Consider the following 25,089-nt stretch of genomic DNA (forward strand, 5'->3'; position numbering starts at 1 on the left):
ATTTTTTAGAAGTGTATGTAACTCAGCACCAGGCCAATAAACAACACCAGCCCAACGTAGTTATTATTCAGGAATGCGCGGAAACAGGCATCGCGGTCGCGATTCGCCGTCAACCGTTGCTGATGGATAAAGAGCGCGCCAGCCAATGCTATAGACCAATAAAAAGCGCCGCCTAAGCCATTCAGCCAGCCAATTACGGCCAGCAATACCATTACCGCAACCTGCAAAATCCCAATGATCACATTGTCATAGCGTCCAAACAGGATAGCCGTGGATTTGATACCTATTTTAAGATCGTCATCGCGATCAACCATCGCATACTGTGTGTCGTAGGCTACCGCCCAGCAAATATTGGTCAAAAACATCAGCCAGCAACTTAGCGGAACAGATTCACTGACCGCAGCAAATGCCATTGGGATGGACCAACCGAATGCCGCACCCAACACCACTTGTGGCAGATGGGTGTAACGCTTCATAAACGGATAGACCCAGGCTAACGCTAATCCCGCGACAGACAATAAAATCGTCATGGTATTGAGTGTCAGCACCAGTAAAAACGAAAGCAGCACCAGCACCACAAACAGGATACGCGCCTCTTTTTCACTGACAGCACCGCTCGGTAGCGGCCGATGGGCGGTCCGTTTAACGTGGCCATCAAACTTGCGATCGGCGTAGTCGTTAACCACGCAACCCGCGGCGCGCATCATCCAGACTCCGGCGATAAACACGCATAAAATAGTCAGCGGCGGGACACCCGGTGTCGCAAGCCATAACGCCCATAACGTGGGCCATAACAATAAAAGCGAGCCAATCGGCTTATCCAGCCGCATCAGGCGTTGGTAGGCCTGTAATTTGCCCTGTTTCAGACTCCACTCCATTATTTTTCCTCTGCATACAACGGCGAAGCGGGAAGGAATAACTCGGTCAGTACCAATGGCTTTCCGGCTAATCTCAGGCGGGACCGACGTCCCCACAGCTCCGCACTGCGTCCAATCTCAATAAAATCCCGCGTCAGGGATGATGCACTAAACAAATAACGCCCAAGCGGCGTGGTTCCAAGCTGTTGCAAAGCAAGCTCAGGCCCTTCAAGGGTTGATTCCGGTACGACCGTGCGCCCAAGCAGCCAGGGCTCATCGTCACCGCATAGCACAACTTCACGCAGCCAATAACGTTTGGCTTCTGGCATCATCTCAGCTTCGGGAAAATCGACAGGCGAATCGAAAAAACCTTCACGCACAATGCGAACAGTGACTCGCGAACAATACTGTTCAAAGCGTTTAGTCATTGAGTCTTCAAGCAACAACCAGTCAAGAAGCGAAGCACTCAGCCCCTCGGGAATCGTAGCCTCAAAACGTAAGGCGCGCAGTGCCGAAAGCGCGTCAGACATGTGAATTTCTCCGAAATAAAACCGGCAGTCATTGTAACGCAGAATGGGTAGAGCGGGGACGATTTAACAGGTCTACAACCTTCAAAATCATTTGGGTGGCGTCACTAAAACGCATTTGCGTTTTTGAACGCAGCCAACGCAGAAGCGGCTCGAAATATGACGGGCAAAAAAAAGGTGCGCCACAAGGACGCACCAATACTCCAAACATCAGCATTGCGGGGAGACGGTTACCCCTTGCCTTTTACACTGCTGATAAAAGTTTTACGGGCAGAAGTTGATCCAAGACGCTCTGCTTCATCCAACAGTTTCAAGGCTTTATCTACATCGCCTTTGTCGACTGCTTGCTTGATAGCCTGGTTGAAGTAGCTTTCTGTATCGTTAAGCATTGGCTCTTTTTTCACCGCTGGCGCAGGGGCGGCAACAGGTGCAGGAGCAGGAGCTGAATACGTTGGCGCAGGTGCTGCGGATGTCGCTGCAACGGCTGCTACAGGCGCTGCGTAAGTCGCGGCTGGCGCAGCCGTATTCCCGACAGTGACCGGGCCTGGGCCTTTTGAACCAAACAGTGGACCAACCAAAATGCTGGAACCGGAGGAGGTTCTGACTTTAAGCGACAGTTCCCCCTCTTTGACATGGCGTGCAATCGGGTCTGGGATATCCGGAACTGCGTTACCATTACCTCGGGCATAGGCTTTCGCCGGGTCAACCATGGTGGTGATTTGTTGGAGATCTTTATTGGTGGTGAAGACCAACAAATACAGTTTTTGTTGCCCCAATGCTGGGGTTAATTTCAGTACGCCTTCCAGACGGTTGGAAGACATTACGCCCGGCTCTTCATAGGGAAAGAAACTGGATGGGAAGTAAGCAGCAGGCGTCAAATTCTGATCAAGTACCAACACGTTTGGCGCAAATACTGACTCTTTATTCACCAGGCTGGTGAGCGTAATGGTCAACTCACCGATGCTTGCCGGTACGCTGTAGGCAGCTACTGGCCCCACAATATCACCGGCATTCAGCGTCTGCCCGGTGGTAGCGAGATTCGTTTTTTGGGTGTTCGTTTGATCAACCGGAGTCCATTGCAGTTGTTGCAGTGCAGAGGCCGGAATTGCAGGTGCGGCAGAGAGATCCTGAGGCACGATGTTCACATCCGCCAGGCTTACGCCGGGCAGGCTGGCGAGCAACCCTGCGGATAGGCAGAGTGCGATGAGACTTTTTTTCATTTTCATTGTTATAAACCTCGGCTGGGAAGTCGGTGGAAAGTTAGCCAGGCAATAGCGCTTTCCATCGAAACAGGCATTGGCATACAAGGGTAATAACGAGGGGCTCAGTGACGAACCCCTCATCGTTTCATAACATCAGGTTAAAGCTGAATTACCACCAGATTTCCATCTGGGCACCGAAGGTGAATTCGTCGTTATCGCCACGGCTGGTAGAGAATGTACCGTTACCGGTATTGTCTGCGATGGCAAAGCGAGTGGTATCACCGCTAGCATTTTTCGCGTAACCCCATTGCTCATCCCAACGTGCGTAGGTTGCAAAGAGACGCAGTGCTGGACGAGACCAGATGCTGTCGCCTGCTTGCCATTGTTGTGCCAGCGTAATTTTGTACTGACCGTTGTGATCGCCCGTTTCCTGGGATTTCACGTTGTCGTAGCCAAGTTCCAGCAAGGTGCTCATGATTGGCGTCCATTTGAACATTGGACGCACACCGACGGTGTACCACTCAGTTCCCTGGTTATCATCCATATCCAGATTCTGGTACATAGCGACATACATCAGGTCCCAACGGTCGGCCAGAGTAATTGCACCGTGGTCGAGGACACGAATCATGCTGCCGTCGTTGTTGATGCTACCGCCCTGCGCCTGACCTTTACCATTGGAGGTCATAGAGTCAGTTGCGTACTGGACAACGAATTTGTTGAAGCCTTTCATCATGCTTTGGGTGTGCTCAAGAGTCCCCATCCAGCCGTCTTTAGACGCGCCAGGTTGCAGATAATAGTCATCAGGAATGTTGGTGTGGCCGTAATCTACACCCAGCTCCAGGGTACCGCCTGGGTTGGTTTCAATACCCGCCCAACGCACGTCAAACACGTCGTTTGGTACTTTGTTGTTATAAGTACGCTCACCCGTCACTGGATCGAACTCAGCAGCGCCGGAAGAACCACCCGATTCAGCAGAACGAGTGGCAGCAAAGGAGAGTTTACCTACGCCGACATCGATGTTTTCCAGACCTGCACCAGGACCAGAAATATCCCAGTAGTAGAAGTCGATCATGTGAACGTCATGACGTTGGTAGAAGCGCTTACCAGCCCACATGTTGGCACCTGGCAGCGAGTCGATGAGGTTTTTACCCTGCACGTTAAATTCACGGATTGCTGGAGTATTGCCATCTTCCCAGTCGTTTAACTGTGGAGAGTTATAGGCAATGTTGGAGTCGAAATAGAAGCTCTTATCGCCTTCTTTCCAGACTTCTTGTCCTAATTTAATTTCCGCATAGGTTTCACATTCGTTACCAAGACGGTATTTAGATTGAGCACCTGTTGCCTGGAAACATTCTTGAGGTCCGCCGCTACCAGTCCAGCCGATACCAGAACGGGCATAACCGTGGAAATCCACAGCCAGAGCCTGAACAGACATAACGCCTGCTGCTACGGCGACTGCCAGTGGAAGTTTGCGCAGAGTAATCATCGATCTATCTCCTGAATCATTGCTTTTCTTTTTTATGGGAATGCTTAAACACCTGGCTCTTGATGCAGCCGACGACATGCAGTGCCATCCTCACGGAACAGATGGCAACGCTCTGGCGGCAAGCCAATAGCGAATGTGGCACCCTCTTTTACCAACACCACGTCATTCTGGCGGTACACCAGGTTCTGACGGATGGCGGGGATTTGGATATGAATCTGAGTTTCATGGCCGAGTTGCTCAACCACCTGGACTTCACCTTCCAGAGTGACGTCTGCGATCTCGCTGGGTAGAAGATGTTCCGGGCGAATACCAAGAGACATATTGGCGCCGACCTGAACTTCTTTGCTTTCAACCGGCAGCCAAACTTGCTGACGGTTAGGTAATTCAACCTGCACTTGATCGATTGCGGTTGCGGTCACTTTCACTGGCAGGAAGTTCATTTTTGGTGAGCCAATAAAGCCCGCAACAAAACGATCTGCCGGATAGTGGTACAACTCGAGTGGTTTACCGACTTGCGCGACACGGCCTGCGTCCAGCACCACAATTTTGTCGGCAAGCGTCATCGCTTCGACCTGATCGTGAGTCACGTAAATCATGGTGCGCCCAAGGCGCTTGTGCAGTCGGGAGATCTCAATGCGCATCTGTACACGCAGCGCCGCATCAAGGTTTGAAAGAGGTTCATCAAGCAGGAATACACGTGGTTCAGCCACCAGCGTACGGCCAATCGCGACACGCTGACGTTGCCCACCAGAAAGCGCTTTCGGGCGACGTTCTAACAAATGCGCCAATTGCAGCGTTTCCGATACCTGAGTGACTCGCTGATTGATTTCGCTTTTCTTAGCGCCGGCCAACTTCAGGCCGAAGGACATATTTTCTGCAACGGAGAGATGGGGATACAAAGCGTAAGACTGGAACACCATACCAACACCACGTTCAGCGGGTGGAATGTCATTCATACGCGCTTCACCAATGAATAAATCACCGCTAGTGATAGTTTCCAGCCCCGCGATCATACGCAACAGTGTGGATTTTCCGCAGCCAGACGGACCAACAAAAACCACGAACTCACCTTCCTGGATGTCCAGATTGATATCTTTCGATACCACCACATCACCCCAGGCTTTTGTTACGTTCCGTAGCTGTACGCTTGCCATGTACTTCTCCCTTCATTCCGTCACGCTGCTAATTGGCAGGTGATTCAATATGTGTCGGACTATGACGGATCTATACATTTGGTAACTCCTCCACCCTGATGTTTTTTATGGGGGAGGAGGCGGGAGGATGAGATGCGTGTTTCTGCAACCGGTTGCAGTGTGCAGCAGAGATTTTCGTGATCGTGGTTTCAAATTTCCGGGGGGTTTTGTGTGCGCCAGGACACATAACTGGCAGTTATGGAATGGGGATCACAGATAATCGGGGTGGGGCGTAGGGCTAAGGAGGATGAGAAGCACTTGCCATCTGAGCAAACTGGCAACCGTAACGCCACTACCTTGACCTTGATGTATCCACGCGCAAACAACCATTCAAAGGATGGGACACATGAAAATTAAAACTGGCGCCCGCATCCTCGCTCTGTCTGCCCTGACAACGATGATGTTTTCCGCCTCTGCACTGGCAAAAATAGAAGAAGGCAAACTGGTTATCTGGATTAACGGTGATAAAGGCTATAACGGCCTGGCCGAAGTGGGTAAAAAGTTTGAGAAAGACACGGGCATTAAAGTCACCATCGAACACCCGGACAAACTGGAAGAGAAATTCCCACAAGTCGCAGCCACTGGTGATGGCCCGGATATTATCTTCTGGGCGCACGACCGTTTCGGGGGTTACGCGCAATCTGGCCTGCTGGCCGAAATCACTCCAGACAAAGCATTCCAGGACAAACTGTATCCGTTTACCTGGGACGCGGTACGTTACAACGGCAAAATTATCGCTTACCCCGTCGCGGTTGAAGCGCTCTCTCTGATTTACAACAAAGACCTGGTACCTAATCCGCCAAAAACCTGGGAAGAAATCCCTGCGCTGGATAAGCAGTTGAAAGCGAAAGGTAAGAGCGCGTTGATGTTCAACCTGCAAGAACCGTACTTCACCTGGCCGCTGATTGCTGCCGACGGTGGCTATGCGTTCAAACTCGAAAACGGCAAATATGACGTTAAAGATGTGGGCGTGGACAGCAAAGGCGCGAAAGAAGGCCTGACCTTCCTGGTTGACCTGATTAAAAACAAACACATGAATGCGGATACCGACTATTCCATCGCAGAAGCAGCCTTTAACAAAGGCGAAACCGCGATGACCATTAACGGCCCGTGGGCATGGTCCAACATTGAGAAGAGCAAAGTCAATTACGGCGTGGCGCTGCTGCCAACCTTTAAAGGCAAGGCTTCCAAGCCGTTCGTCGGTGTTCTGAGTGCCGGTATCAATGCCGCCAGCCCGAACAAAGAGCTGGCGAAAGAGTTCCTGGAAAACTACCTGATGACCGACCAGGGTCTGGCTGAAGTCAACAAAGACAAGCCATTAGGCGCTGTTGCTCTGAAATCTTACCAGGATCAACTGGCGAAAGACCCACGCATCGCTGCAACCATGGATAACGCCCAGAAAGGCGAAATCATGCCAAACATCCCGCAAATGGCTGCTTTCTGGTATGCCACTCGCACCGCGGTGATTAACGCAGTTAGCGGCCGTCAGACTGTTGATGAAGCGCTGAAAGACGCTCAGGGACGTATTACTAAGTAATAACAACGCCCTCATCCCGGCCTTCTCCCCCAGGAGAAGGGGAAAAACAGCTCCCTCTCCCTCAGGGAGAGGGTTGGGGTGAGGGTGGTTTCAGTGAATCACCAATGAGATGTAGAGGAAGACCCCATGGATGTTGTTAAAAAGAGCCACTGGTGGCAAAGCGATGTACTGAAATGGTCAGTCATCGGCCTGCTGGGCCTGCTGGTTGGTTATCTTATTGTAATAATGTACGCCCAGGGGGAGTACCTGTTCGCCATTATGACGCTGATTTTAAGCTCACTTGGCCTCTATATTTTCGCTAACCGCAAGGCGTATGCCTGGCGCTATGTTTATCCTGGTATGGCCGGAATGGGGCTGTTCGTGCTGTTCCCATTGGTGTGTACCATTGCGATTGCCTTCACCAACTACAGCAGCACCAACCAACTGACGCAAGAACGTGCCCAGCAGGTGCTGATGGACCGCCAGTATCAGGCGGGAAAAACCTTTAATTTCGGCCTTTATCCAGCGGGCGATGAGTGGCAGCTGGCCCTCACCGATGGCGAAACCGGCAAGAATTTCATCTCCGACGCCTTTAAATTTGGCGGCGAACAACATCTGAAACTGAAAGAAGCGGAAGCGCTGCCTGAAGGCGAAAAAGCCAACCTGCGTGTGATTACGCAAAACCGTACAGCGCTGACGCAAATTACCGCTCAAATGCCTGATGAAACCACTCTGACCATGAGTTCTCTGCGCCAGTTCTCCGGCACGCGCCCACTGTATACGCAGGCCGATGATGGCGAGCTGACGAACAACCAAAGCGGCGTGAAGTACCGTCCGAATAACAACATTGGTTTTTATCAGTCAGTTAATGCCGATGGCAATTGGGGCAATGAGCAATTAAGCCCGGGCTACACTGTGACCATTGGCTGGAAAAACTTCCTACGTGTCTTCCACGATGAAGGCATCCAGAAACCGTTTATGGAGATTTTCGTCTGGACGATCATCTTCTCAATCCTGACGGTGATTCTGACCGTGGCGGTCGGCATGATTCTGGCGTGCGTCGTGCAGTGGGAATCCTTGAAAGGCAAAGCGATTTATCGCGTGCTGCTGATTCTGCCCTACGCGGTGCCGTCGTTTATTTCCATCTTGATTTTCAAAGGGTTGTTCAACCAAAGCTTCGGTGAAATCAACATGCTGTTGGGATCACTATTTGGTATCAAACCCGAGTGGTTTAACGACCCAACGACCGCGCGTTCAATGATAATTATCGTGAATACCTGGCTCGGTTATCCATACATGATGATCTTGTGCATGGGCTTGTTGAAAGCGATTCCAGACGACTTATACGAAGCCTCGGCGATGGATGGCGCAGGTCCGTTCCAGAACTTCTTTAAGATTACGCTGCCGCTGCTGATTAAACCTTTGACGCCGCTGATGATCGCAAGCTTTGCCTTTAACTTTAACAACTTCGTACTGATTCAACTGTTAACCAACGGTAGGCCAGACCGCCTCGGCACCACGACACCTGCTGGATACACGGACTTGCTGGTGAGCTACACCTACCGAATCGCCTTTGAAGGCGGCGGTGGTCAGGACTTTGGTTTAGCTGCGGCTATCGCGACGCTTATCTTCATTCTGGTTGGCGCGCTGGCGATTGTTAACCTGAAAGCCACCCGCATGAAGTTTGATTAAGGAGCGACACTCATGGCCATGGTTCAACCAAAATCTCAAAAACTGCGACTACTCACGACGCACCTGTTACTGCTGCTGTTTATCGCGGCAATTATGTTCCCACTGCTGATGGTCATTGCGATTTCACTACGTCCGGGTAACTTCGCGACGGGCAGCCTTATCCCGGATCAAATCTCCTGGGAACACTGGAGGCTGGCGCTGGGCTTTAGCGTGCAACATGCCGATGGTAGCGTAACGCCACCTCCGTTCCCGGTGCTGTTATGGCTGTGGAACTCCGTCAAAATTGCGGCCATTACCGCACTGGGGATTGTGACGCTCTCGACAACGTGTGCTTACGCCTTTGCCCGTATGCGTTTCTCAGGTAAGGCGACGATACTCAAAGGGATGCTGATTTTTCAGATGTTCCCGGCAGTGCTGTCACTGGTCGCGTTATACGCCTTGTTTGACCGCCTCGGTCAGTACATTCCGTTTATCGGTCTGAATACGCATGGTGGGGTGATCTTCGCCTATCTTGGCGGCATCGCGCTGCACGTATGGACGATTAAAGGTTACTTCGAAACGATTGATAACTCGCTGGAAGAAGCGGCGGCAATAGATGGAGCAACCCCATGGCAAGCCTTCCGCCTGGTACTGCTGCCACTGTCTGTTCCGATTCTGGCGGTGGTATTTATCCTGTCGTTTATTGCCGCGATTACCGAAGTGCCTGTCGCCTCGTTGTTGCTGCGTGATGTCAACAGCTACACCCTGGCGGTAGGTATGCAGCAGTACCTCAACCCACAAAACTATTTGTGGGGCGACTTTGCTGCGGCAGCGGTACTTTCTGCCATCCCAATTACCGTGGTGTTCTTACTGGCGCAACGCTGGCTGGTGAGCGGCCTGACGGCCGGTGGGGTGAAAGGCTAAGATTACCTGTAAGTTATTGCTTCACATTATGTAATGCCACTGCAAACCCTCAATTTGACCTTATTATCATTTCCGGCGGCCTTAGGGCCGCCATTTTTTTACTCCCCTACTCCCGCTTCAAGCGGCTGCTGTTACATAACCACAGCGTAATCACCAGCAACAGAATGGCTCCAGAGTAAATCAGCACATCCAGCGGCTCTTTATGGTCGATGATGATGAGTCGCACTATCGCGGTGATGCCGATATAGACAAAGTAACGCAGCGGGAAGTGATAACCAGACTGAAAGTATTTAACGATCAACGCGATAAATTCGAAATACAGGAAGTAAACCACCAGCCCTTCGATCAGCAGGTATTTGCTGGCCTGTTCGCTGGGCGTGAATAGCACGTTGGCTAAGTGCAGGGTTTCTTTACCGAGGAAGATAATGAGGATCAGGCCGAGGGTGAGCAGGGCCAGATTAAGTACCGTTTGCAGAACGGTGGCGATCAACTCAACGCGGGTGGTAGTCGTCATAGCAGCACCTGATGGATTATGTTTCCGAGGGCTGTTATACGTTGAAAGTGTGATCTGGATCTAGATTATTTACTTATATATGCACCCTCTCCCCGGCCCTCTCCCTGAGGGAGAGGGGGAAAAACAAGGCTAAAACCGTCGATCCCCTCTCCTGGGGGAGAGGGCTAGGGTGAGGGCAAACACATCACTAGCGGAAATTAATATCCCGATCGCTCGTCATCCCATACAACTCAAACTTACGTCCCAACATCTGCCCACCGTCACGCGTTAACGGCGTCCAGCCAATCTGCGCACGGCTACGGGTTGGTGACGACGAGAAGATATCCAGCGGGACATTCACGTAGAAACCTTTGGTAAAGTCCCCTTCCCCGTATTCCTCTTTAGAAACGTTAGTAATAGTGGCGTAAGTCCCGACGACCACACCGCTGTCGAAACGTTTGGATATTTCCAGCGTACCGCCTTTATCTTTAGCCAGATACTGGCCAATGCTCAGCTTCACCAGAACATCGTCGGCAAACGGCGGCGTCCAGTAGCCCGTGATATGGCCGGTTGGTGCGCTGTAATCGGTGAACTTCATCATATCTAACGAGCTGGTCCAGTCACGCTGTTTGACGTAGTTGGCGTTGGCACCAATCGCCCAATGACTGTCGACCGGGCGATACAGAACTTCCGCCCCCACCCCGCCATACATGGTTTCGAGATAACCACCATATACCTGCCCATACCAGCTGTTACCCAGATACTGGAAGTAGTTGGCTTGCAGGTTATTGATGTAAATGTCGTTCTCGACGTAGTCGCGGACGTGGGTTCGCACGCGCGGTAACGTCGAGTCATTCGGTGGATTGGTGTAGTTAAATTTGTCGTAGTTATTGGCGATGTTGGCAAACAGGCTACCGGTCGTCAGCAAATGATCCGTGACCCACCAGTCGGCGGTTCCCATCACGCCGACCTGGTACATATAGAAGCTTTCCGGCCCACCAATCGACTGATTCAGCACCGGGTTAATCGAGAAATTCACTCTGGATTTATCGATGAAATACCCTTGCTCCGTTTTCTCAGGCACCACGGGCTCAACACGTTTCTCCACCTGTGGTGTTTCATGCCCAAGTGGCTCGCCTTCCAGATGATGACGTAGGCTCGACACATCCGTTTCGGTCGTCACCTGCGGCATATTCAAACGCGTTTCAGTAATACGAATGGTGCGGATATTCTCCGGCAGGTCGTTCATGATGATGCGGTTGGCGCGTTCAATTCCTTCGCGGGAATCGCGGTATTTCACCTGCTCCCCCGTCACATACAAGGTCTCGCCTTTCACCTGAATATTCGGATTGGCGAAGCCCGCATTGTATTTGAGTTGCGTCAGTTGGTTGGCGACCACCGTTGGCTGCAAAATTTCGTCTTGTGGATTCGGCTGATATTGCGGGCGACGGCTATCGTTATAACCTGGGCGTAAATCGTTGAAGTTAGTCCGCAACGTTACGCCAAACATGAAGGTATTGCCGCGTTCATAACTGAGATTAACGTCTGCCCAGTCGGCGACACGATAGATAGCGCCGACATTAACGTTGCTACGTTGCTCCAGTTTTCCGGCAAAATCTTGTACGTAATTATTGCCCTCATATTCCAGCTTGAGGCGCAGCGGTTGCCACGGCGTTTGGTATTCGATACCGCCGAACAATGACGCGGGACCATGAAACATGCCGCTGAAATCAAATGAACCCGCCTGGTTGTAACTGTTGTCGCGATAGCAAAAGCTGTTGCTCACTTCGCAAAACGGGTTCTTTACGTTACCGCTCGTGCCCATATAACCCCAGCCCAGCCCAAGGGTGAAATCGAATGGTCCCCAGGCTTTGCTCGCCACCACATATTCACTGTCGAACAGCCCTGTACCGCCTAAGTCGCGAACGCCCACCGCGACTTGCGGCAAGTAATACCCCTCTTCCCAAAGACGGATTTTCATGTCGAAGGCTTTATCTTTGTAGGTCTGGTCGCCCGAAAAGGCATCGACACTGCTGTACTGTTTCGTGCGCACGTCGGTGTAGCGCAGCGTCGTCTCCAGCCAGGGGAAAAGCTGCACCGAAGCTGAATAAAAGCGGTACTGATCGTTATCGCGATAGTTGAGGCTAAATTCCCCTTCGCGTGCCATGCGTGCCGTGGGGGTTTGCAGCAAACCGACACCGCCGAAATCCGATTGAGACGGGCCGACAGGTGCAGGGAAGGTTTCTGCCTGGCAGGCAGATGAAACAGCCAGAGCAAGCAGGCTGTAGAGCGTTTTTTTCTTCATCAATCCGGTCTCCGATGCGTCAGAGAGTGAAGGATTTGCTGATTCATAGCGTTGAAATCAGAATTAAAAAGTCGGTCTTTAAAACCCACAAACAGGATGCTTCCCGGTGTGAGTTCGACATGGCGGTTGTTCCAGTAAGCCACCGGCGCTTTTTGTGTTTTCCCGTCCGGATAAATCACCCATGCGTAGCTGCGATCGGCGCCACTGAGTTTGTCGACCCCCTCCAGATATTCCTCCGCACTGCGTCCCGCAACGAACGGCCTTACGCCCGGTGTGCTCACCAATCCCATCACCGTTACTGTGGAAGGCTGCGGCCCAGCCCACAGGCTGTATTCGCCTTGCAAGGGAACGTTGGCGCGAGGATGGACGCGCACCCAGTCGGGATCGAGGTCAACAAACTGCCGCCCGGTGACGTGAATAGCCTGCATCTGCTGGCGCAACCCGTTGATTACGGCGGCATCATCAGCGTCTTCCTGTGCTGACAATTCGCTCAGTGAAGTCAGTAGTTTTTGATGTTGTTGTTCTGCTATCGCCGTTGCTTGCCGCTCGCTGATGACAGCACCTGGCCACCATGTGTGAGCAAGTGACGGTTGGGAGACTAAATCTGCCAGGCGTTCGACGTGGGTGAGTTGCTGATTGCCAGGATAAACCGTGACCGTACCTGCGGCGTAAGTGGCAGCACTACTGGCCAGGCCGGATAAGCAAAGTGCGGCCCACCAAAGTGAAGCTTTTGTTTTCATTGTTTTGCCGCCTTCAACAAAATCGTAGTGACAGGCCAATAATCCGGGCCAAGATATTGTGTTGACTGGCGCACCTGCCCTTCGCTGTCTATCCAGAAACGGTTATGCCAGGTTTTACCCAAGGCCGTCACTTCTTCGTCGAGGACACGAACAGGAGTGCTGCTGGCAGCGACTTTCAGCGTGTCGCTTCCCTCCCAGGTGAACGTTGAATGCGCGGTCGCCATGCGCACCTGCTGGTGTTCGGTCCAGGCCATTTGCCGTGTCCAGCGGGTGCCATCCACAATCTGGTTCACTTTTGCCAGCGGGTCGCTTGCCAGGTTTGTCACTTGCTGGAGGTTGTCGCCAAGACCTGTGGTTTTTACGATGCGGCCATTTTCCGTGACGATCATCGCCCGGTCCTGGGTGACCCACTTTTGCTGGCCATTTTCGTCATAGGCCAACACCACAAATATCTGTGGGCCGTTATTAATGCGCATGTACTGGCTGGCGTAGCGCATATTCTGAATCTCGTCATGGGTAAGCTGAACACCGTCATCACCCACAATGCTGTGCCAAAGCGACATGCCAAGGCCTTTGGTGGAGTCAGAACACGCCTGAAGTAATAAGCAGACAAGAAGGATTGCGAGTCGCTGCACGAAGTTTCCCTGGAGTAGAAATAACCACACCGAGGTGTGGTTAGGATTAAATCACCCGTGAAATTAACGGGTGCTGGTCGTCGTCGTGGTTGTCGTTCCCGTGTTGGAACCGTCACCACCACCGGTTGCAGCAAGTGCTACACCCACTGCCGACCCGACAGTGCTGGCGCTGGTCGCAGTAGAACTGCCTGCGGACACAGAAGTCGCTTGTGCCCCGGCCGCTTCACCCACTGATACCGGATCTGCAAACGAAACACCTGACGCTGCCAGCGTGAATATGGCTAAAGCGCCATAAAGGACTTTCTTCATAACAATTTCCCTTCATTGAATGAATGGAGATGTGCCCAAAAGAATTTCAGGCGTTTTCGAGTATACACAACAAATAATAGGCTTAGGCCGCAACTGGAAATATGCGAGGCGCTTTAAGATAGTTGGAAATATAACAATAAATCGAATGATGATTTTAAAGTTATCAATTAATAAACAACAACTTAAAATATAACCAAGAAATTATTTAATCTAATTAATCCGAAAATAACACACCTGAATTATCAGGGTATTAGCGTTTTTAGGATTAACCTCAGCGGGAAAGGTGGAGGATATTATGCGGCAAGGGGATTTATCTTATAAAGAATAAAATAAATAAACCGACATTACGTCGGCTTATATTTAACTCAAATATCTAACTATGCGCGCCAGGACTTGTAACGGTTAATCAGACCGTTGGTGGAGCTATCGTGGCTATTAATCGCTTTATCATCGCCCAGCTCCGGCAGAATACGGTTAGCCAGTTGCTTACCTAATTCCACGCCCCACTGATCGAAGGTGAAGATGTTCAGAATTGCACCCTGGGTGAAGATCTTGTGCTCATACAGCGCAATCAGTGCACCAAGGCTGAATGGAGTGATTTCACGCAGCAGGATGGAGTTCGTTGGACGGTTACCTTCGAACACTTTGAACGGTACAACGTGTTCCAGTGTTTTAGGGTCTTTGCCCTGATCCGCATATTCCTGCTCAACCACGTCGCGTGCTTTACCAAACGCCAGTGCTTCGGTCTGCGCAAAGAAGTTAGACAGCAATTTAGGATGATGGTCGGAAAGCGGGTTGTGGCTGGTTGCTGGCGCGATGAAATCGCAAGGAACCATTTTGGTGCCCTGGTGAATCAGCTGGTAGAACGCGTGCTGACCGTTGGTGCCTGGCTCCCCCCAGATGATTGGGCCAGTCTGGTAATCCACAGCGTTGCCGTTACGGTCAACATACTTACCGTTGGATTCCATGTTGCCCTGCTGGAAGTAAGCGGCAAAACGGTGCATATACTGGTCGTATGGCAGAATCGCTTCGGTTTCAGCACCGAAGAAATTGTTATACCAGATACCGATCAGCGCCAGCAGCACTGGCAGGTTCTGTTCTGCTGGTGTATTCGCGAAATGCTGGTCCATTGCGTGAGCACCGCTCAGCAATTCCACGAAGTTTTCGTAACCGACAGACAAAATGATGGACAAGCCAATGGCTGACCACAGGGAGTAACGGCCACCGACCCAGTCCCAGAACTCAAACATGTTGGCAGTATCGATACCAAACTCACCGACCGCTTTCGCGTTGGTAGACAGTGCAGCAAAGTGTTTCGCAACGTGCTTGTCATCGCCTGCGGTTGCCAGGAACCAGTCGCGCGCGCTGTGGGCGTTAGTCATGGTTTCTTGAGTGGTGAAGGTTTTAGACGCTACCAGGAACAGCGTGGTTTCTGGGTCAACATTCTTCAGCACTTCAGCGATATGCGTACCATCAACGTTGGACACAAAGTGCATGTTGAGGTGGTTTTTGTATGGACGCAGCGCTTCAGTCACCATGAATGGGCCGAGGTCTGAACCGCCGATACCGATGTTCACAACATCAGTGATCGCTTTGCCGGTGTAGCCTTTCCAGTTACCGCTGATAATGCTTTCAGAGAAGGTTTTCATCTTCTCAAGCACCGCGTTCACTTCCGGCATCACATCTTTGCCATCAACGATGATTGGCGTGTTGCTGCGGTTACGCAGTGCAACATGCAGAACAGCACGGTCTTCAGTACGGTTAATTTTCTCACCTGAGAACATGGACTTGATTGCGCCCTGCAAATCCGTCTCTTTCGCCAGCGCCTGCAGCTTAGACAGGGTTTCTTCCGTGATGCGGTTTTTTGAATAATCCACCAGCATTAAATCATCGAAAGTGGCGGAGAACTTAGCAAAACGGTCGGCATCCTGCGCAAAAAGCTCAGCGATAGTGACATCTTTCATTTCGTCAAAATGCGCTTGCAAAGCCTGCCATGCAGCGGTCTGCGTTGGGTTGATATTCTTCATAGCGATACCCTTTTGATTTGAGAACTGTGACTGCGGTCAATTGTATATCCACAAAACGGGATTTGTGATGATTTTTCTCCCCTTGCTCAGGGAATACCGTTTCAGATTATGTGCCAGAGAATAAATCGTCGGGCCGTTTTCCGCCCATGGAGAGCCCGTCTACACTGAGAAAAACAGTATGGCCTCGTAAACCCGCTAAGGTAAAAATTTATGGAACTCTCCGTTCCCATTTTATTGGTGATTATCACTATTAGCTCGCTGGCGGCGCAATGGCTGGCGTGGGCGATTCGGCTTCCGGCCATTCTTCCTCTGTTGTTGTTCGGTTTGATTCTTGGCCCCTTTACTCATGTGCTCAATCCCGACCATCTGTTTGGCGAACTGCTCTTTCCGATTGTTTCCTTATCGGTTGCCATTATCTTGTTCGAAGGCGCGTTGACTCTGCGTATTGATGAGATTCGTGGGCTGGGTGGGGTTGTGCGTAACCTGGTCAGTATCGGCATGTTGGCGACCTTTGCCGTCATCAGTCTCGCCTGTTGGGGTCTTCTGGGTTTAGATCCCGCACTGGCGGCATTAGTGGGCGCAGTGACGGTTGTCACCGGCCCGACTGTTATCGCCCCGCTCATGCGTGTAGTACGTCCCAATGCGGCGATTAATCAGGTATTGCGCTGGGAAGGGATTGTCATCGACCCGGTTGGCGCGATTTTCACCCTGTTGGTATTCGAGTTTATTACCCTGCGCCATGACGCGGGCTCGAATTTGCACCTACTGATCACCTTCGCGCAAACCGTCGTGGTCGGCTTAGCCTGCGGCGGGCTGTTTGGCTGGCTGCTTGGGACAGCATTAAAGCGCGTCTGGTTTCCGGGCTATCTGCAAAACTTTGCGGTACTGGCGGTGGTTTTACTGACGTTCGGCCTTTCTAATTCGCTGGCCGATGAGTCAGGGTTGTTGGCAGTGACGGTCCTGGGTATTTGGCTGGCGAATATGCGCGATGTCGATGTCAGCGATATCGTCGCTTTCAAAGAGGAGCTGTCCGCTATTCTTATCTCGGCGCTATTTATTATTCTGGCGGCACGATTAGATATCTATGGTGTGATTGCGATGGGCTGGCCGCTGATCGCGTTGCTGCTGGTGATTCAGTTCGTCGCCCGTCCGTTATGCATTGCGATTTCAACCTTTGGTTCGACGCTAACCTGGCGGGAAAAATTGCTGCTGAGCTGGATTTCTCCACGCGGTATTGTCGCTGCGGCGGTCAGTTCGTTGTTCGCCCTGACATTGCAAAAAAATGGCTACGAAGGTGCGGATAAGCTGGTGAGCGTGGTGTTTGCCATCATCATGGGTACTGTCGTCCTGCAAAGCCTGACCAGTGGCCCGCTTGCCCGATGGCTGGGAGTGCAACAGCGCAAGCCCCGCGGCGTACTCATTATTGGCGCTAACACGGTGGCGCGTACGCTGGCTCATGCGCTGGTAAAACAGAATGTACCGGTGCTGCTCACCGATAATAGTTGGGAATATTATCGTCTGGCGCGCATGGAGGGATTACCGGCTTATTACGGTAACGCCTGGTCTGAACATGCAGAAAACTACCTCGATTTAAGCAATATTGCACAAGTGCTGGCACTTTCGCCCAATCGCCATCAAAACGCACTGGCGGTTTATCATTTCAGCCACATTTTCGGCAGTGAAAAAGTTTTTTCAATCCGCTCAGGTTCCGCATTAAAAGGTCGAACCAGCAACGAAAGTGCTCGTTTTCGCCGTCATGAAAAACTTTTTCCTGAAGATGTCACCTGGAGCAGTTTGAGTAGTCAATTGGCGAAAGGGGCAACCATCAAAGCGACGCGACTAAATGAAAATTTTGGTTGGCTGGATTATTTGGAGAAAAATCGCGGCGTAGTGCCACTATTTTCACGTCTGGAAGAAGGAAAAACTACCGCGATAAATGGACGCACTCCTCCGACCTTACCCTGCACCCTGATTGCACTGGTGCAGAATGAAAACTCTGCATCTTCCAGGCGTTGACATCTGTCGCGTTACCTTTTATTTCTATACGGCTACTTGCTCACTTGTGAGTAAGCCAGAAGAGGCGCGTCGCCCAGGTATCGTGTCTGAGGAGCCAATCCGCAGACGACACAGGAGGGGGAGCGGCGCCGAGATAATGTGCGTATGGCAGCGTATGTTATCGACTACAAGGGCTGAATCCCTTGGGTTGTCACCGAAGCATTCGGCAGTTGGATGCTTATACCCGGATAGCACACACTCTGGGTAGACAAGGTGGGGCGCTTCTGGGTGTATCCGTAGTTCAGGTTTTCTTTTCTACGTCTGCCCCTTTCCCGCTCCCCCCTTGTGCCAAGGCTGAAAATTTACTGCTATTACCCCGGAATTATTCGAGCGCATCCTACAATCATGCGGCCTGAAGAATGACGGATTGGTCCCTGACACGAGGTTGTAATGTCTTACCCACAAACCGTTATCGCCAAATTTGGCGGCACCAGCGTTGCTGATTACGACGCAATGAATCGCAGCGCTGATGTTGTGCTGGCCGATGAAAACGTTCGCGTAGTGGTACTTTCCGCTTCTGCGGGTATCACCAATTTACTGGTTGCGCTGGCGCAAGGCCTGGAAGCGACGCAGCGTTTCGTTAAGCTCGATGCTATTCGCAAAATTCAATATGACATCGTCGAGCGTTTGGCGAATCCGCAGATCATCCGCGAAGAAATTGAACGCCTGCTTGAAAATATCACCACGCTTGCTGAAGCGGCATCTCTGGCGACGTCTGCTGCGTTAACAGACGAATTGGTCAGCCACGGCGAATTAATGTCGACACTGCTGTTTGTCGAGATCCTGCGTGAACGCAAAGTCGATGCGCAATGGTTCGATATCCGTAAAATCATGCGCACCAATGACCGTTTTGGCCGTGCTGAGCCTGATGTGGCGACATTAGCAGAGCTGGCGAGCCAGCAGCTTCAACCGCGTCTGGCGCAATCCCTGGTGATTACTCAAGGTTTTATCGGAAGCGAAGCCAAAGGCCGCACCACCACGCTTGGCCGTGGCGGCAGCGACTATACTGCGGCATTGTTGGGTGAAGCGCTGAAAGCCATCCGTGTTGATATCTGGACTGATGTCCCGGGCATTTACACCACCGACCCACGCATGGTGCCAGCGGCAAAACGTATCGACAGAATCGCGTTTGAAGAAGCCGCTGAAATGGCGACATTCGGTGCTAAAGTCCTGCACCCGGCGACATTACTGCCTGCGGTTCGTTGTGATATTCCGGTGTTTGTGGGTTCAAGCAAAGATCCAAAGGCAGGCGGAACGCTGGTCTGCAACCAAACCGACAATCCGCCATTATTCCGTGCTCTGGCCGTCCGTCGTAAACAAACTCTGGTGACACTGAACAGCTTGAGCATGCTGCATGCTCACGGTTTCCTCGCGGAAGTGTTCAATATTCTGGCGCACCACAATATTTCCGTAGACTTGATTACTACGTCCGAAGTCAGCATCGCGCTGACACTGGATACCACGGGTTCTACGTCAACGGATGAAAGTCTGCTGACTACCTCACTGCTGACTGAGCTCTCCTCGCTGTGCCGTGTGGAAGTGGAAGAAAACCTCGCCCTGGTCGCGATCATCGGTAACAACCTGTCCAAAGCGTGTGGCGTGGGCAAAGAGGTATTTGGTGTACTCGAGCCATTCAACATTCGCATGATTTGCTACGGCGCATCCAGCTATAACCTGTGCTTCCTGGTGCCAGGCGATGACGTTGAACAAGTGGTGCAAAAACTTCATCATAATTTGTTTGAATAAGTTTTAATCTCATGCAATGAATACCAAATGCCGGGCTCGATCCCGGCATTTTTATAACCATAAAACAACACAACACTTGCAAGGATCTCAATATGCTCGCTGTATTCACCCGGCTGTTTCCGCTGTGGGCGGTACTGCTGTCTGTACTCGCCTATTACACTCCCGGCACGTTCACCCCCATTGGCCCGTGGGTTAGCACCCTTTTGATGCTGATTATGTTTGGCATGGGCGTGCATCTCCGGATAGATGACTTTAAACGGGTGCTGTCACGCCCGGCACCTGTCGCGGCGGGGACATTTCTGCATTATCTCATCATGCCGCTGGCAGCCTGGGTGCTGGCAAAACTGTTCCATATGCCTCCTGACCTTTCCGCTGGCATGGTGCTGGTAGGCAGCGTGGCAAGCGGTACGGCGTCAAACGTGATGATTTATCTGGCAAAAGGCGATGTGGCACTCTCGGTGACCATTTCTTCTGTTTCCACGCTGGTTGGGGTTTTTGCCACGCCATTGTTGACGCGTTTGTATGTCGATGCGGATATCAAAGTGGATGTGATGGGTATGCTGCTGAGCATCCTGCAAATCGTGGTGATTCCAATTGGCCTCGGTTTGATTGTGCATCACCTATTCCCGCGCCTTGTAAAGCGTGTAGAGCCCTATTTGCCGGCATTTTCGATGCTCTGCATTCTGGCAATTATCAGTGCTGTGGTGGCCGGTTCGGCTTCGCATATCGCATCGGTTGGGCTGATGGTCATCATTGCGGTTATTCTGCATAACGGTATTGGGCTACTGAGCGGATATTGGGGCGGGAAGCTGTTTGGTTTTGATGAGTCCACTTGTCGCACACTGGCAATTGAAGTGGGTATGCAGAACTCGGGCCTTGCTGCCACGCTCGGCAAGATCTACTTCTCTCCGTTAGCGGCGCTGCCTGGCGCACTGTTCTCGGTGTGGCACAACCTGTCCGGCTCGGTTCTGGCGGGTTACTGGTCTGGAAAACCGATTGATGAAAACGAAGGCAAACGTTTGAAAAAACGCCGCGCGTGATTTACCGCTGATTAAGCAAAAAGCTCGGGAAACCGGGCTTTTTGCTTTTAACTCAACAAAACATCGGCAAATCTGCCAATACAACTCAGCGTTTTTACCAACATTTTAGGGGAACTTTGCGACCAGAAGCTGATTTTTACTGAGCTGGCGAGCAGTTTGCTTTACACTGGAGGTCACTTCTTAAGAGGCCGCAACAATGTCCACATCAAGACTGACACAACAAGATATGACCGAAGCCGAGCAGCGCGAACTGAAAACGCGGCTAGACCGCGCACGCATCGCCCATGGTCGTCCCCTGACAAACTCAGAAATCAACCACGTTAAAAAAACTTATATCGACCAATTAATGGAAGCGCGTGAACAGGCGGCTAAAAAAGTTCGCCAGATCAAAAAGCAAAAAGCAGCAAAACCAGATACTTCTGCAACCTATTCCTGGTCTGCCAACAGCCATTCACGCGGAAAGCGCTAATCTAGCGCCCTTTCTTTTTACGCCCTGGCTGGGCAAAGCGTTTGCGTGAAGCAAGCTCTGCCGGGGTTTTCGCGCTGCTCTTTGGCCCCGCACTTACCGGTTTTTTTGCAACGGCAGGTTTAGCCTTTGGTTTTTTCGCAGGCTTCGCCTCTGAAGAAGAATTCTCAATCAGCTTAAACAATTCGACCAACTCATCGTCAGTTAAATCACGCCATTCACCCAGCGGCAGCCCTTTCATGCTGACGTTCATAATGCGGGTACGTTCCAGCTTCGTCACTTCATAACCAAAGTGTTCACACATACGGCGAATCTGGCGGTTAAGACCTTGTACCAAAGTGATACGAAACACGAACGGCGCTTCTTTCTTCACTTTGCATTTTTTGGTTACCGTTCCCAACATCGGAACGCCTGCACCCATGCCACGAATAAACTCGTCAGTGACCGGTTTATTGACCGTGACGACGTACTCTTTTTCATGGTCGTTCCCGGCACGCAGGATTTTATTCACCAGATCGCCATGGTTGGTGAGGAAAATCAGCCCCTGGGAATCTTTATCTAAACGCCCGATAGGGAAAACGCGTTTGCTGTGGTTAACGAAATCGACAATGTTGTCCTTTTCGCCATCTTCGGTGGTACTCACGATACCCACAGGCTTGTTCAGTGCGATAAGCACCAGATCGTCTTCATCACGGGGTTCGATTAACTGACCGTTGACCTTCACCACATCTCCGGCAAATACCTGATCGCCAATCGCGGCGCGTTTACCGTTGATAAAAACATTTCCCTGTTCGATGTAACGGTCGGCGTCACGGCGGGAGCAGATACCGCTCTCGCTAATGTATTTGTTCAGACGTATTGATGAGTTGGTCAGCATGGTTCCTCCGTAAAACCTGGAATATACCTTACCTGAAGGGCGATGCGAACAGGCAGCGCGCACTTTGTCTGTTTATCTCGAGGGATCTCGCAGAGCGAGAAAATGGGTTGCGGCCTGCTTTCCAGATTAAAGTGGTGCCTCTTGTTAAGCCGCCCATTGAACAAATATTTTCCCTTCTCGTTTCTCTCCTACAGGTGTATTTTATAAACTACTATGAACGGACTCAAACAAACGGATGCTTATCGTCGATGGGAAGCCAGTCTTAAAGATAAGCGAATAAAAACTGTCGTGACGACTCGTTTATTACGTCTTGCTGGCGGCCTTACAGGAGATGTGCAACCTGTTGGCGAAGGTGTTAGCGAGTTGAGAATTCATTATGGCCCGGGATACCGTATTTACTACCAGCAGCACAAGGATCACATAATTTTACTTTTATGTGGCGGCGTTAAAAGATCGCAATCGCGAGATATTCTTCTGGCAAAATTTTTGGCCAAAAACTGGATTGATGAGGAGGAAGAAGAGAATGAAAGTAACCGTTACCGATTATGATCCCGCCAAAGCGCTGGTCGATGATGAAGAAATCGCTTTCTTTATGGCCGATGCCCTGGAAACCGGTGATGCGGCCTACATTGCCAAAGCACTTGGTGTTGTTGCACGGGCGAAAGGCATGACCGACGTTGCAACTGAAACAGGACTGTCGCGCGAACAGCTGTATCGTTCGTTTAGTGAAGAGGGAAACCCTACGCTCAAAAGTACACTGGCAGTGATGAAAGCATTAGGGATTGAATTAACAACTAAAACCCCTCACTCCTGAATCAATGAGCAAATGCGGGCAACGAAGACAAATTCATTACCCGCAGAGTTGACTTACTTAGGTGTCGCAGCAATCACCGCTAATTTTTTCTGGATATCTTTATCCAGATTATTCACCCAATGGTTGTATGAACGGTGTATTTCCCCCCCTGATGCCAGCAAATTAACGCTGCTGACATAACTAATGGAGTAATCCCTTTCGCTGTAGTTAATGCGAACAGTGACGCTGTGCTTACGAATATTTTGTGTCGCATTAATCACACCTGGACCTGCCACGGACATTATCCAGTCACGCCCTTGCCCGGCATTAATAATCGCATCTTTGACCTGCTCAGTGGTCACATGTTGGGTGATAATCGTGCGTGGTGTGCGCACGGGTTCTGTCCGTTCAAGTGCCGAGCATCCTGCCAATGCAGCAACACAAAGTACCCCTGCCAATAATTTTTTTATATTCACTGCCGAATCCCTTTGGTTTTATGAAGTTAAGCGACAGGAGTATAAACGGCATGGTTAACAGCCAGAAGAAAAAATAGGCAAAAAACAGCAAAGCACCTTCATTTCAGAATGTGCTTTGTTGGTTAATATTCGTCACGTTCATCATCGTCAGGTTGCTCGAGCACACTGTACGCGACGGCACAGAATAACGAGTTCAGACGCTTCATATCCCCGAGCAAACCGAGGTGCAGCGAGCTGGTTTCGATACTCTGCACGTTTTGTTGATGCAGACGATCAACGTGCGCATGTGAGAAACGACGATTTAGAATACGGAAACGATGCTTATTACGGCGTAAACGGCGTGCGCTGTTTACATCCGCTGAGAAGAACACGGATAAGCTGAGTTTCAGGTTGCTGGTGAGTTGCTCAAGCAGAATATCCAGTTCCTTCAGGCCATCAGGCGAGAAGGCCCGGCGAGCGGCCAACGATTTATCTGCGACTTCACTCCCCATGCGTTCGAGAATATCCGCCGCCTGCTCGAGGTTTAGCGACATCTCAATAATTTCCGCCCATCGACGCGACTCCACTTCCGCCAGCTCCTCTTTTTGCATCTGTGCCATATACAGTTTGATGGCGGTGTACAGCACATCAACATCATCAGCGAGCTTACGCAGCTCTTTCTCCTGGCGCGGTTCGCCGTGCATCACCTTGCTCCAGGTTTCGAGCATTTGTTCGAGCACGTCCCCCATGCGCAAGGTTTCACGCGCTGCGTTGGACAACCCAAGCGCCGGGGTATCGATGGCAGTAGGGTCGAGATGTTTGGGCTTCATACGCGCATCGATTTCCGGCTCTTCACTAATCACTTTTCGGCAGAAATTCGCCATCGGGCCGGCAAATGGCACCATCGCCAGGCAGCGAATCAGGTTGTAGAAGACGTGGAAATAGATAACCAATTCAGAGGCAGGAAGCGGCAGTTTGTGCATTTTATCAGCGAGAATATGCACAAAGGGCAGCACAATTAAACTCCCCACCAGCTTAAATAACAGGCTGCCCAGCGCAACGCGACGAGCGGCGGCATTAGATGCACTGTTATTAATCATGGCCAAAAGACCAGAGCCAAGATTGGCACCGATGACAAGGCATAGCCCTACATCAAGCGAAATGGCTCCGGATGCGGTGAGAGTTGCGGTAAGCAATACAGCGGCAAGACTGGAATAGCTAATAATGGCAAAAAGTGCACCAATGATGGCGTTCAGCATGATATCGCCAGTCAGCGATGTGAAAATATCCTTTATGGCTGGAGCCATCGTGATGGGTGCTGTCGCAACAACAATCAGCTCCAGCGCCATCAAAATCAGCCCTAATCCAATGCTGACACGCCCCAGTTGCCCCGCTCTTGTTTGTTTGCGCCCCAGAAAGAAAATCACGCCAAGGAAGATGAGTAACGGTGATAACCAGGAGAGATCAAATGTCAGAATTCGCGACATCAATGCGGTACCGACATCGGCTCCCAGCACAATCACCAACGCAGGCGTCAGCGCCACCAAATCCTGCGCAACAAACGAAGCCACCAGCATCGTGGTCGCATTACTACTTTGGACCAATGCGGTGACGCCAATACCGGCGCAGAAGGCAAACGGTTTTTTTTCAACACTGCGGCTGAGCACGTTACGGAGATTTGCACCGTATACGCGCATGATACCGGTACGCACAATGTGCGTGCCCCATACCAGTAGAGCAATCGCAGAGAGCAGATGCAGAAGAGTTAGCAC

General features: G+C 51.2%; 23 protein-coding genes and 1 riboswitch. Of the genes, 9 read left to right on the top strand and 14 right to left on the bottom strand.

The window, feature by feature from the left end; genetic code table 11:
* Positions 1–5: 5 nt before the first annotated feature.
* The 5 genes from ubiA to malK form a co-directional block, all read right to left on the bottom strand.
* The gene (gene ubiA, locus OH773_RS20095) at positions 6–878 is read right to left on the bottom strand and encodes a 4-hydroxybenzoate octaprenyltransferase (RefSeq protein ID WP_183272392.1); all 873 of its coding nucleotides are present in this window, start codon (positions 876–878) and stop codon (positions 6–8) included.
* Complete coding sequence (ubiC, locus tag OH773_RS20100; protein WP_270141329.1) at positions 878–1,387, bottom strand: chorismate lyase; 510 nt, start codon at positions 1,385–1,387, stop codon at positions 878–880. Before ubiC ends, ubiA begins: the two co-directional genes overlap by 1 nt.
* 227 nt (positions 1,388–1,614) lie before the next feature.
* Positions 1,615–2,610, bottom strand: coding sequence for a maltose operon protein MalM (gene malM / locus OH773_RS20105; RefSeq protein ID WP_270141331.1), 996 nt, complete (start codon positions 2,608–2,610; stop codon positions 1,615–1,617).
* 145 nt (positions 2,611–2,755) lie between these two features.
* Positions 2,756–4,072 (bottom strand): maltoporin, encoded by a 1,317-nt coding sequence (locus tag OH773_RS20110; RefSeq protein ID WP_183272389.1) that lies wholly within the window; start codon positions 4,070–4,072, stop codon positions 2,756–2,758.
* Between the two features lie 44 nt (positions 4,073–4,116).
* On the bottom strand, positions 4,117–5,226 hold the full coding sequence (malK, locus tag OH773_RS20115; protein WP_183272388.1) for a maltose/maltodextrin ABC transporter ATP-binding protein MalK: 1,110 nt from the start codon (positions 5,224–5,226) through the stop codon (positions 4,117–4,119).
* Positions 5,227–5,611: 385 nt separating this feature from the next.
* Between malK and malE the strand changes: the two genes are divergently transcribed.
* The 3 genes from malE (at position 5,612) to malG (ending at position 9,376) form a co-directional block, all read left to right on the top strand.
* Positions 5,612–6,802: a maltose/maltodextrin ABC transporter substrate-binding protein MalE gene (gene malE / locus OH773_RS20120; protein ID WP_270141334.1), complete on the top strand. Its 1,191-nt coding sequence runs from the start codon at positions 5,612–5,614 to the stop codon at positions 6,800–6,802.
* A gap of 126 nt (positions 6,803–6,928) precedes the next feature.
* On the top strand, positions 6,929–8,473 hold the full coding sequence (gene malF / locus OH773_RS20125) for a maltose ABC transporter permease MalF (protein ID WP_270141336.1): 1,545 nt from the start codon (positions 6,929–6,931) through the stop codon (positions 8,471–8,473).
* Between the two features lie 12 nt (positions 8,474–8,485).
* Positions 8,486–9,376 (top strand): maltose ABC transporter permease MalG, encoded by an 891-nt coding sequence (malG, locus tag OH773_RS20130; protein WP_270141338.1) that lies wholly within the window; start codon positions 8,486–8,488, stop codon positions 9,374–9,376.
* A 106-nt stretch (positions 9,377–9,482) separates the two neighbouring features.
* On the opposite strand, the gene psiE is transcribed toward malG, so the two are convergent.
* The 6 genes from psiE to pgi form a co-directional block, all read right to left on the bottom strand.
* The gene (psiE, locus tag OH773_RS20135) at positions 9,483–9,890 is read right to left on the bottom strand and encodes a phosphate-starvation-inducible protein PsiE (protein WP_183272384.1); all 408 of its coding nucleotides are present in this window, start codon (positions 9,888–9,890) and stop codon (positions 9,483–9,485) included.
* A gap of 187 nt (positions 9,891–10,077) precedes the next feature.
* Complete coding sequence (locus tag OH773_RS20140) at positions 10,078–12,174, bottom strand: YjbH domain-containing protein (RefSeq protein WP_270141341.1); 2,097 nt, start codon at positions 12,172–12,174, stop codon at positions 10,078–10,080.
* Positions 12,174–12,914, bottom strand: a complete 741-nt coding sequence (locus tag OH773_RS20145; protein ID WP_270141343.1) for a capsule biosynthesis GfcC D2 domain-containing protein — start codon at positions 12,912–12,914, stop codon at positions 12,174–12,176. Before OH773_RS20145 ends, OH773_RS20140 begins: the two co-directional genes overlap by 1 nt.
* Positions 12,911–13,549 (bottom strand): YjbF family lipoprotein, encoded by a 639-nt coding sequence (locus tag OH773_RS20150; protein WP_270141345.1) that lies wholly within the window; start codon positions 13,547–13,549, stop codon positions 12,911–12,913. The genes OH773_RS20145 and OH773_RS20150 overlap by 4 nt, the downstream gene beginning before the upstream one ends.
* 63 nt (positions 13,550–13,612) lie before the next feature.
* On the bottom strand, positions 13,613–13,858 hold the full coding sequence (yjbE, locus tag OH773_RS20155; RefSeq protein WP_270141347.1) for an exopolysaccharide production protein YjbE: 246 nt from the start codon (positions 13,856–13,858) through the stop codon (positions 13,613–13,615).
* Between the two features lie 377 nt (positions 13,859–14,235).
* Positions 14,236–15,885, bottom strand: coding sequence for a glucose-6-phosphate isomerase (pgi, locus tag OH773_RS20160; protein WP_270141349.1), 1,650 nt, complete (start codon positions 15,883–15,885; stop codon positions 14,236–14,238).
* A 210-nt stretch (positions 15,886–16,095) separates the two neighbouring features.
* On the opposite strand from pgi, the gene OH773_RS20165 reads away from it, so the two are divergent.
* The 4 genes from OH773_RS20165 to OH773_RS20180 all read left to right on the top strand — a co-directional run bounded on the left by OH773_RS20165 (position 16,096) and on the right by OH773_RS20180 (position 21,195).
* Positions 16,096–17,901 (top strand): cation:proton antiporter, encoded by a 1,806-nt coding sequence (locus OH773_RS20165; protein WP_270141351.1) that lies wholly within the window; start codon positions 16,096–16,098, stop codon positions 17,899–17,901.
* Between the two features lie 51 nt (positions 17,902–17,952).
* Positions 17,953–18,172, top strand: a riboswitch (Lysine riboswitch).
* Between the two features lie 158 nt (positions 18,173–18,330).
* A complete protein-coding gene (gene lysC / locus OH773_RS20170) occupies positions 18,331–19,686 on the top strand; it encodes a lysine-sensitive aspartokinase 3 (RefSeq protein ID WP_183272377.1) in 1,356 nt (451 codons plus the stop codon).
* A 92-nt stretch (positions 19,687–19,778) separates the two neighbouring features.
* The gene (gene panS, locus OH773_RS20175) at positions 19,779–20,726 is read left to right on the top strand and encodes a ketopantoate/pantoate/pantothenate transporter PanS (RefSeq protein ID WP_270141354.1); all 948 of its coding nucleotides are present in this window, start codon (positions 19,779–19,781) and stop codon (positions 20,724–20,726) included.
* Between the two features lie 196 nt (positions 20,727–20,922).
* Positions 20,923–21,195, top strand: coding sequence for a DUF3811 domain-containing protein (locus tag OH773_RS20180; RefSeq protein ID WP_064541291.1), 273 nt, complete (start codon positions 20,923–20,925; stop codon positions 21,193–21,195).
* A 1-nt stretch (position 21,196) separates the two neighbouring features.
* On the opposite strand, the gene rluF is transcribed toward OH773_RS20180, so the two are convergent.
* On the bottom strand, positions 21,197–22,069 hold the full coding sequence (rluF, locus tag OH773_RS20185) for a 23S rRNA pseudouridine(2604) synthase RluF (protein ID WP_270141357.1): 873 nt from the start codon (positions 22,067–22,069) through the stop codon (positions 21,197–21,199).
* A gap of 213 nt (positions 22,070–22,282) precedes the next feature.
* Here rluF and OH773_RS20190 point away from each other — a divergent pair, with 213 nt between their 5' ends.
* Together OH773_RS20190 and OH773_RS20195 are read left to right on the top strand one after the other, a co-directional pair.
* Positions 22,283–22,618 (top strand): type II toxin-antitoxin system RelE/ParE family toxin, encoded by a 336-nt coding sequence (locus OH773_RS20190; RefSeq protein WP_270141359.1) that lies wholly within the window; start codon positions 22,283–22,285, stop codon positions 22,616–22,618.
* Positions 22,593–22,883 carry an addiction module antidote protein gene (locus OH773_RS20195; RefSeq protein ID WP_270141361.1) on the top strand — a complete coding sequence of 97 codons (291 nt, stop codon included), beginning with the start codon at positions 22,593–22,595 and terminating at the stop codon, positions 22,881–22,883. The genes OH773_RS20190 and OH773_RS20195 overlap by 26 nt, the downstream gene beginning before the upstream one ends.
* Before the next feature lie 53 nt (positions 22,884–22,936).
* On the opposite strand, the gene OH773_RS20200 is transcribed toward OH773_RS20195, so the two are convergent.
* Both OH773_RS20200 and OH773_RS20205 read right to left on the bottom strand, forming a co-directional pair.
* Complete coding sequence (locus tag OH773_RS20200) at positions 22,937–23,338, bottom strand: hypothetical protein (protein WP_442865631.1); 402 nt, start codon at positions 23,336–23,338, stop codon at positions 22,937–22,939.
* Between the two features lie 122 nt (positions 23,339–23,460).
* On the bottom strand, positions 23,461–25,089 hold the full coding sequence (locus tag OH773_RS20205) for a Na/Pi cotransporter family protein (protein WP_270141363.1): 1,629 nt from the start codon (positions 25,087–25,089) through the stop codon (positions 23,461–23,463).

The organism is Buttiauxella sp. WJP83 (genome assembly GCF_027594725.1).
GTDB lineage: Bacteria > Pseudomonadota > Gammaproteobacteria > Enterobacterales > Enterobacteriaceae > Buttiauxella > Buttiauxella selenatireducens.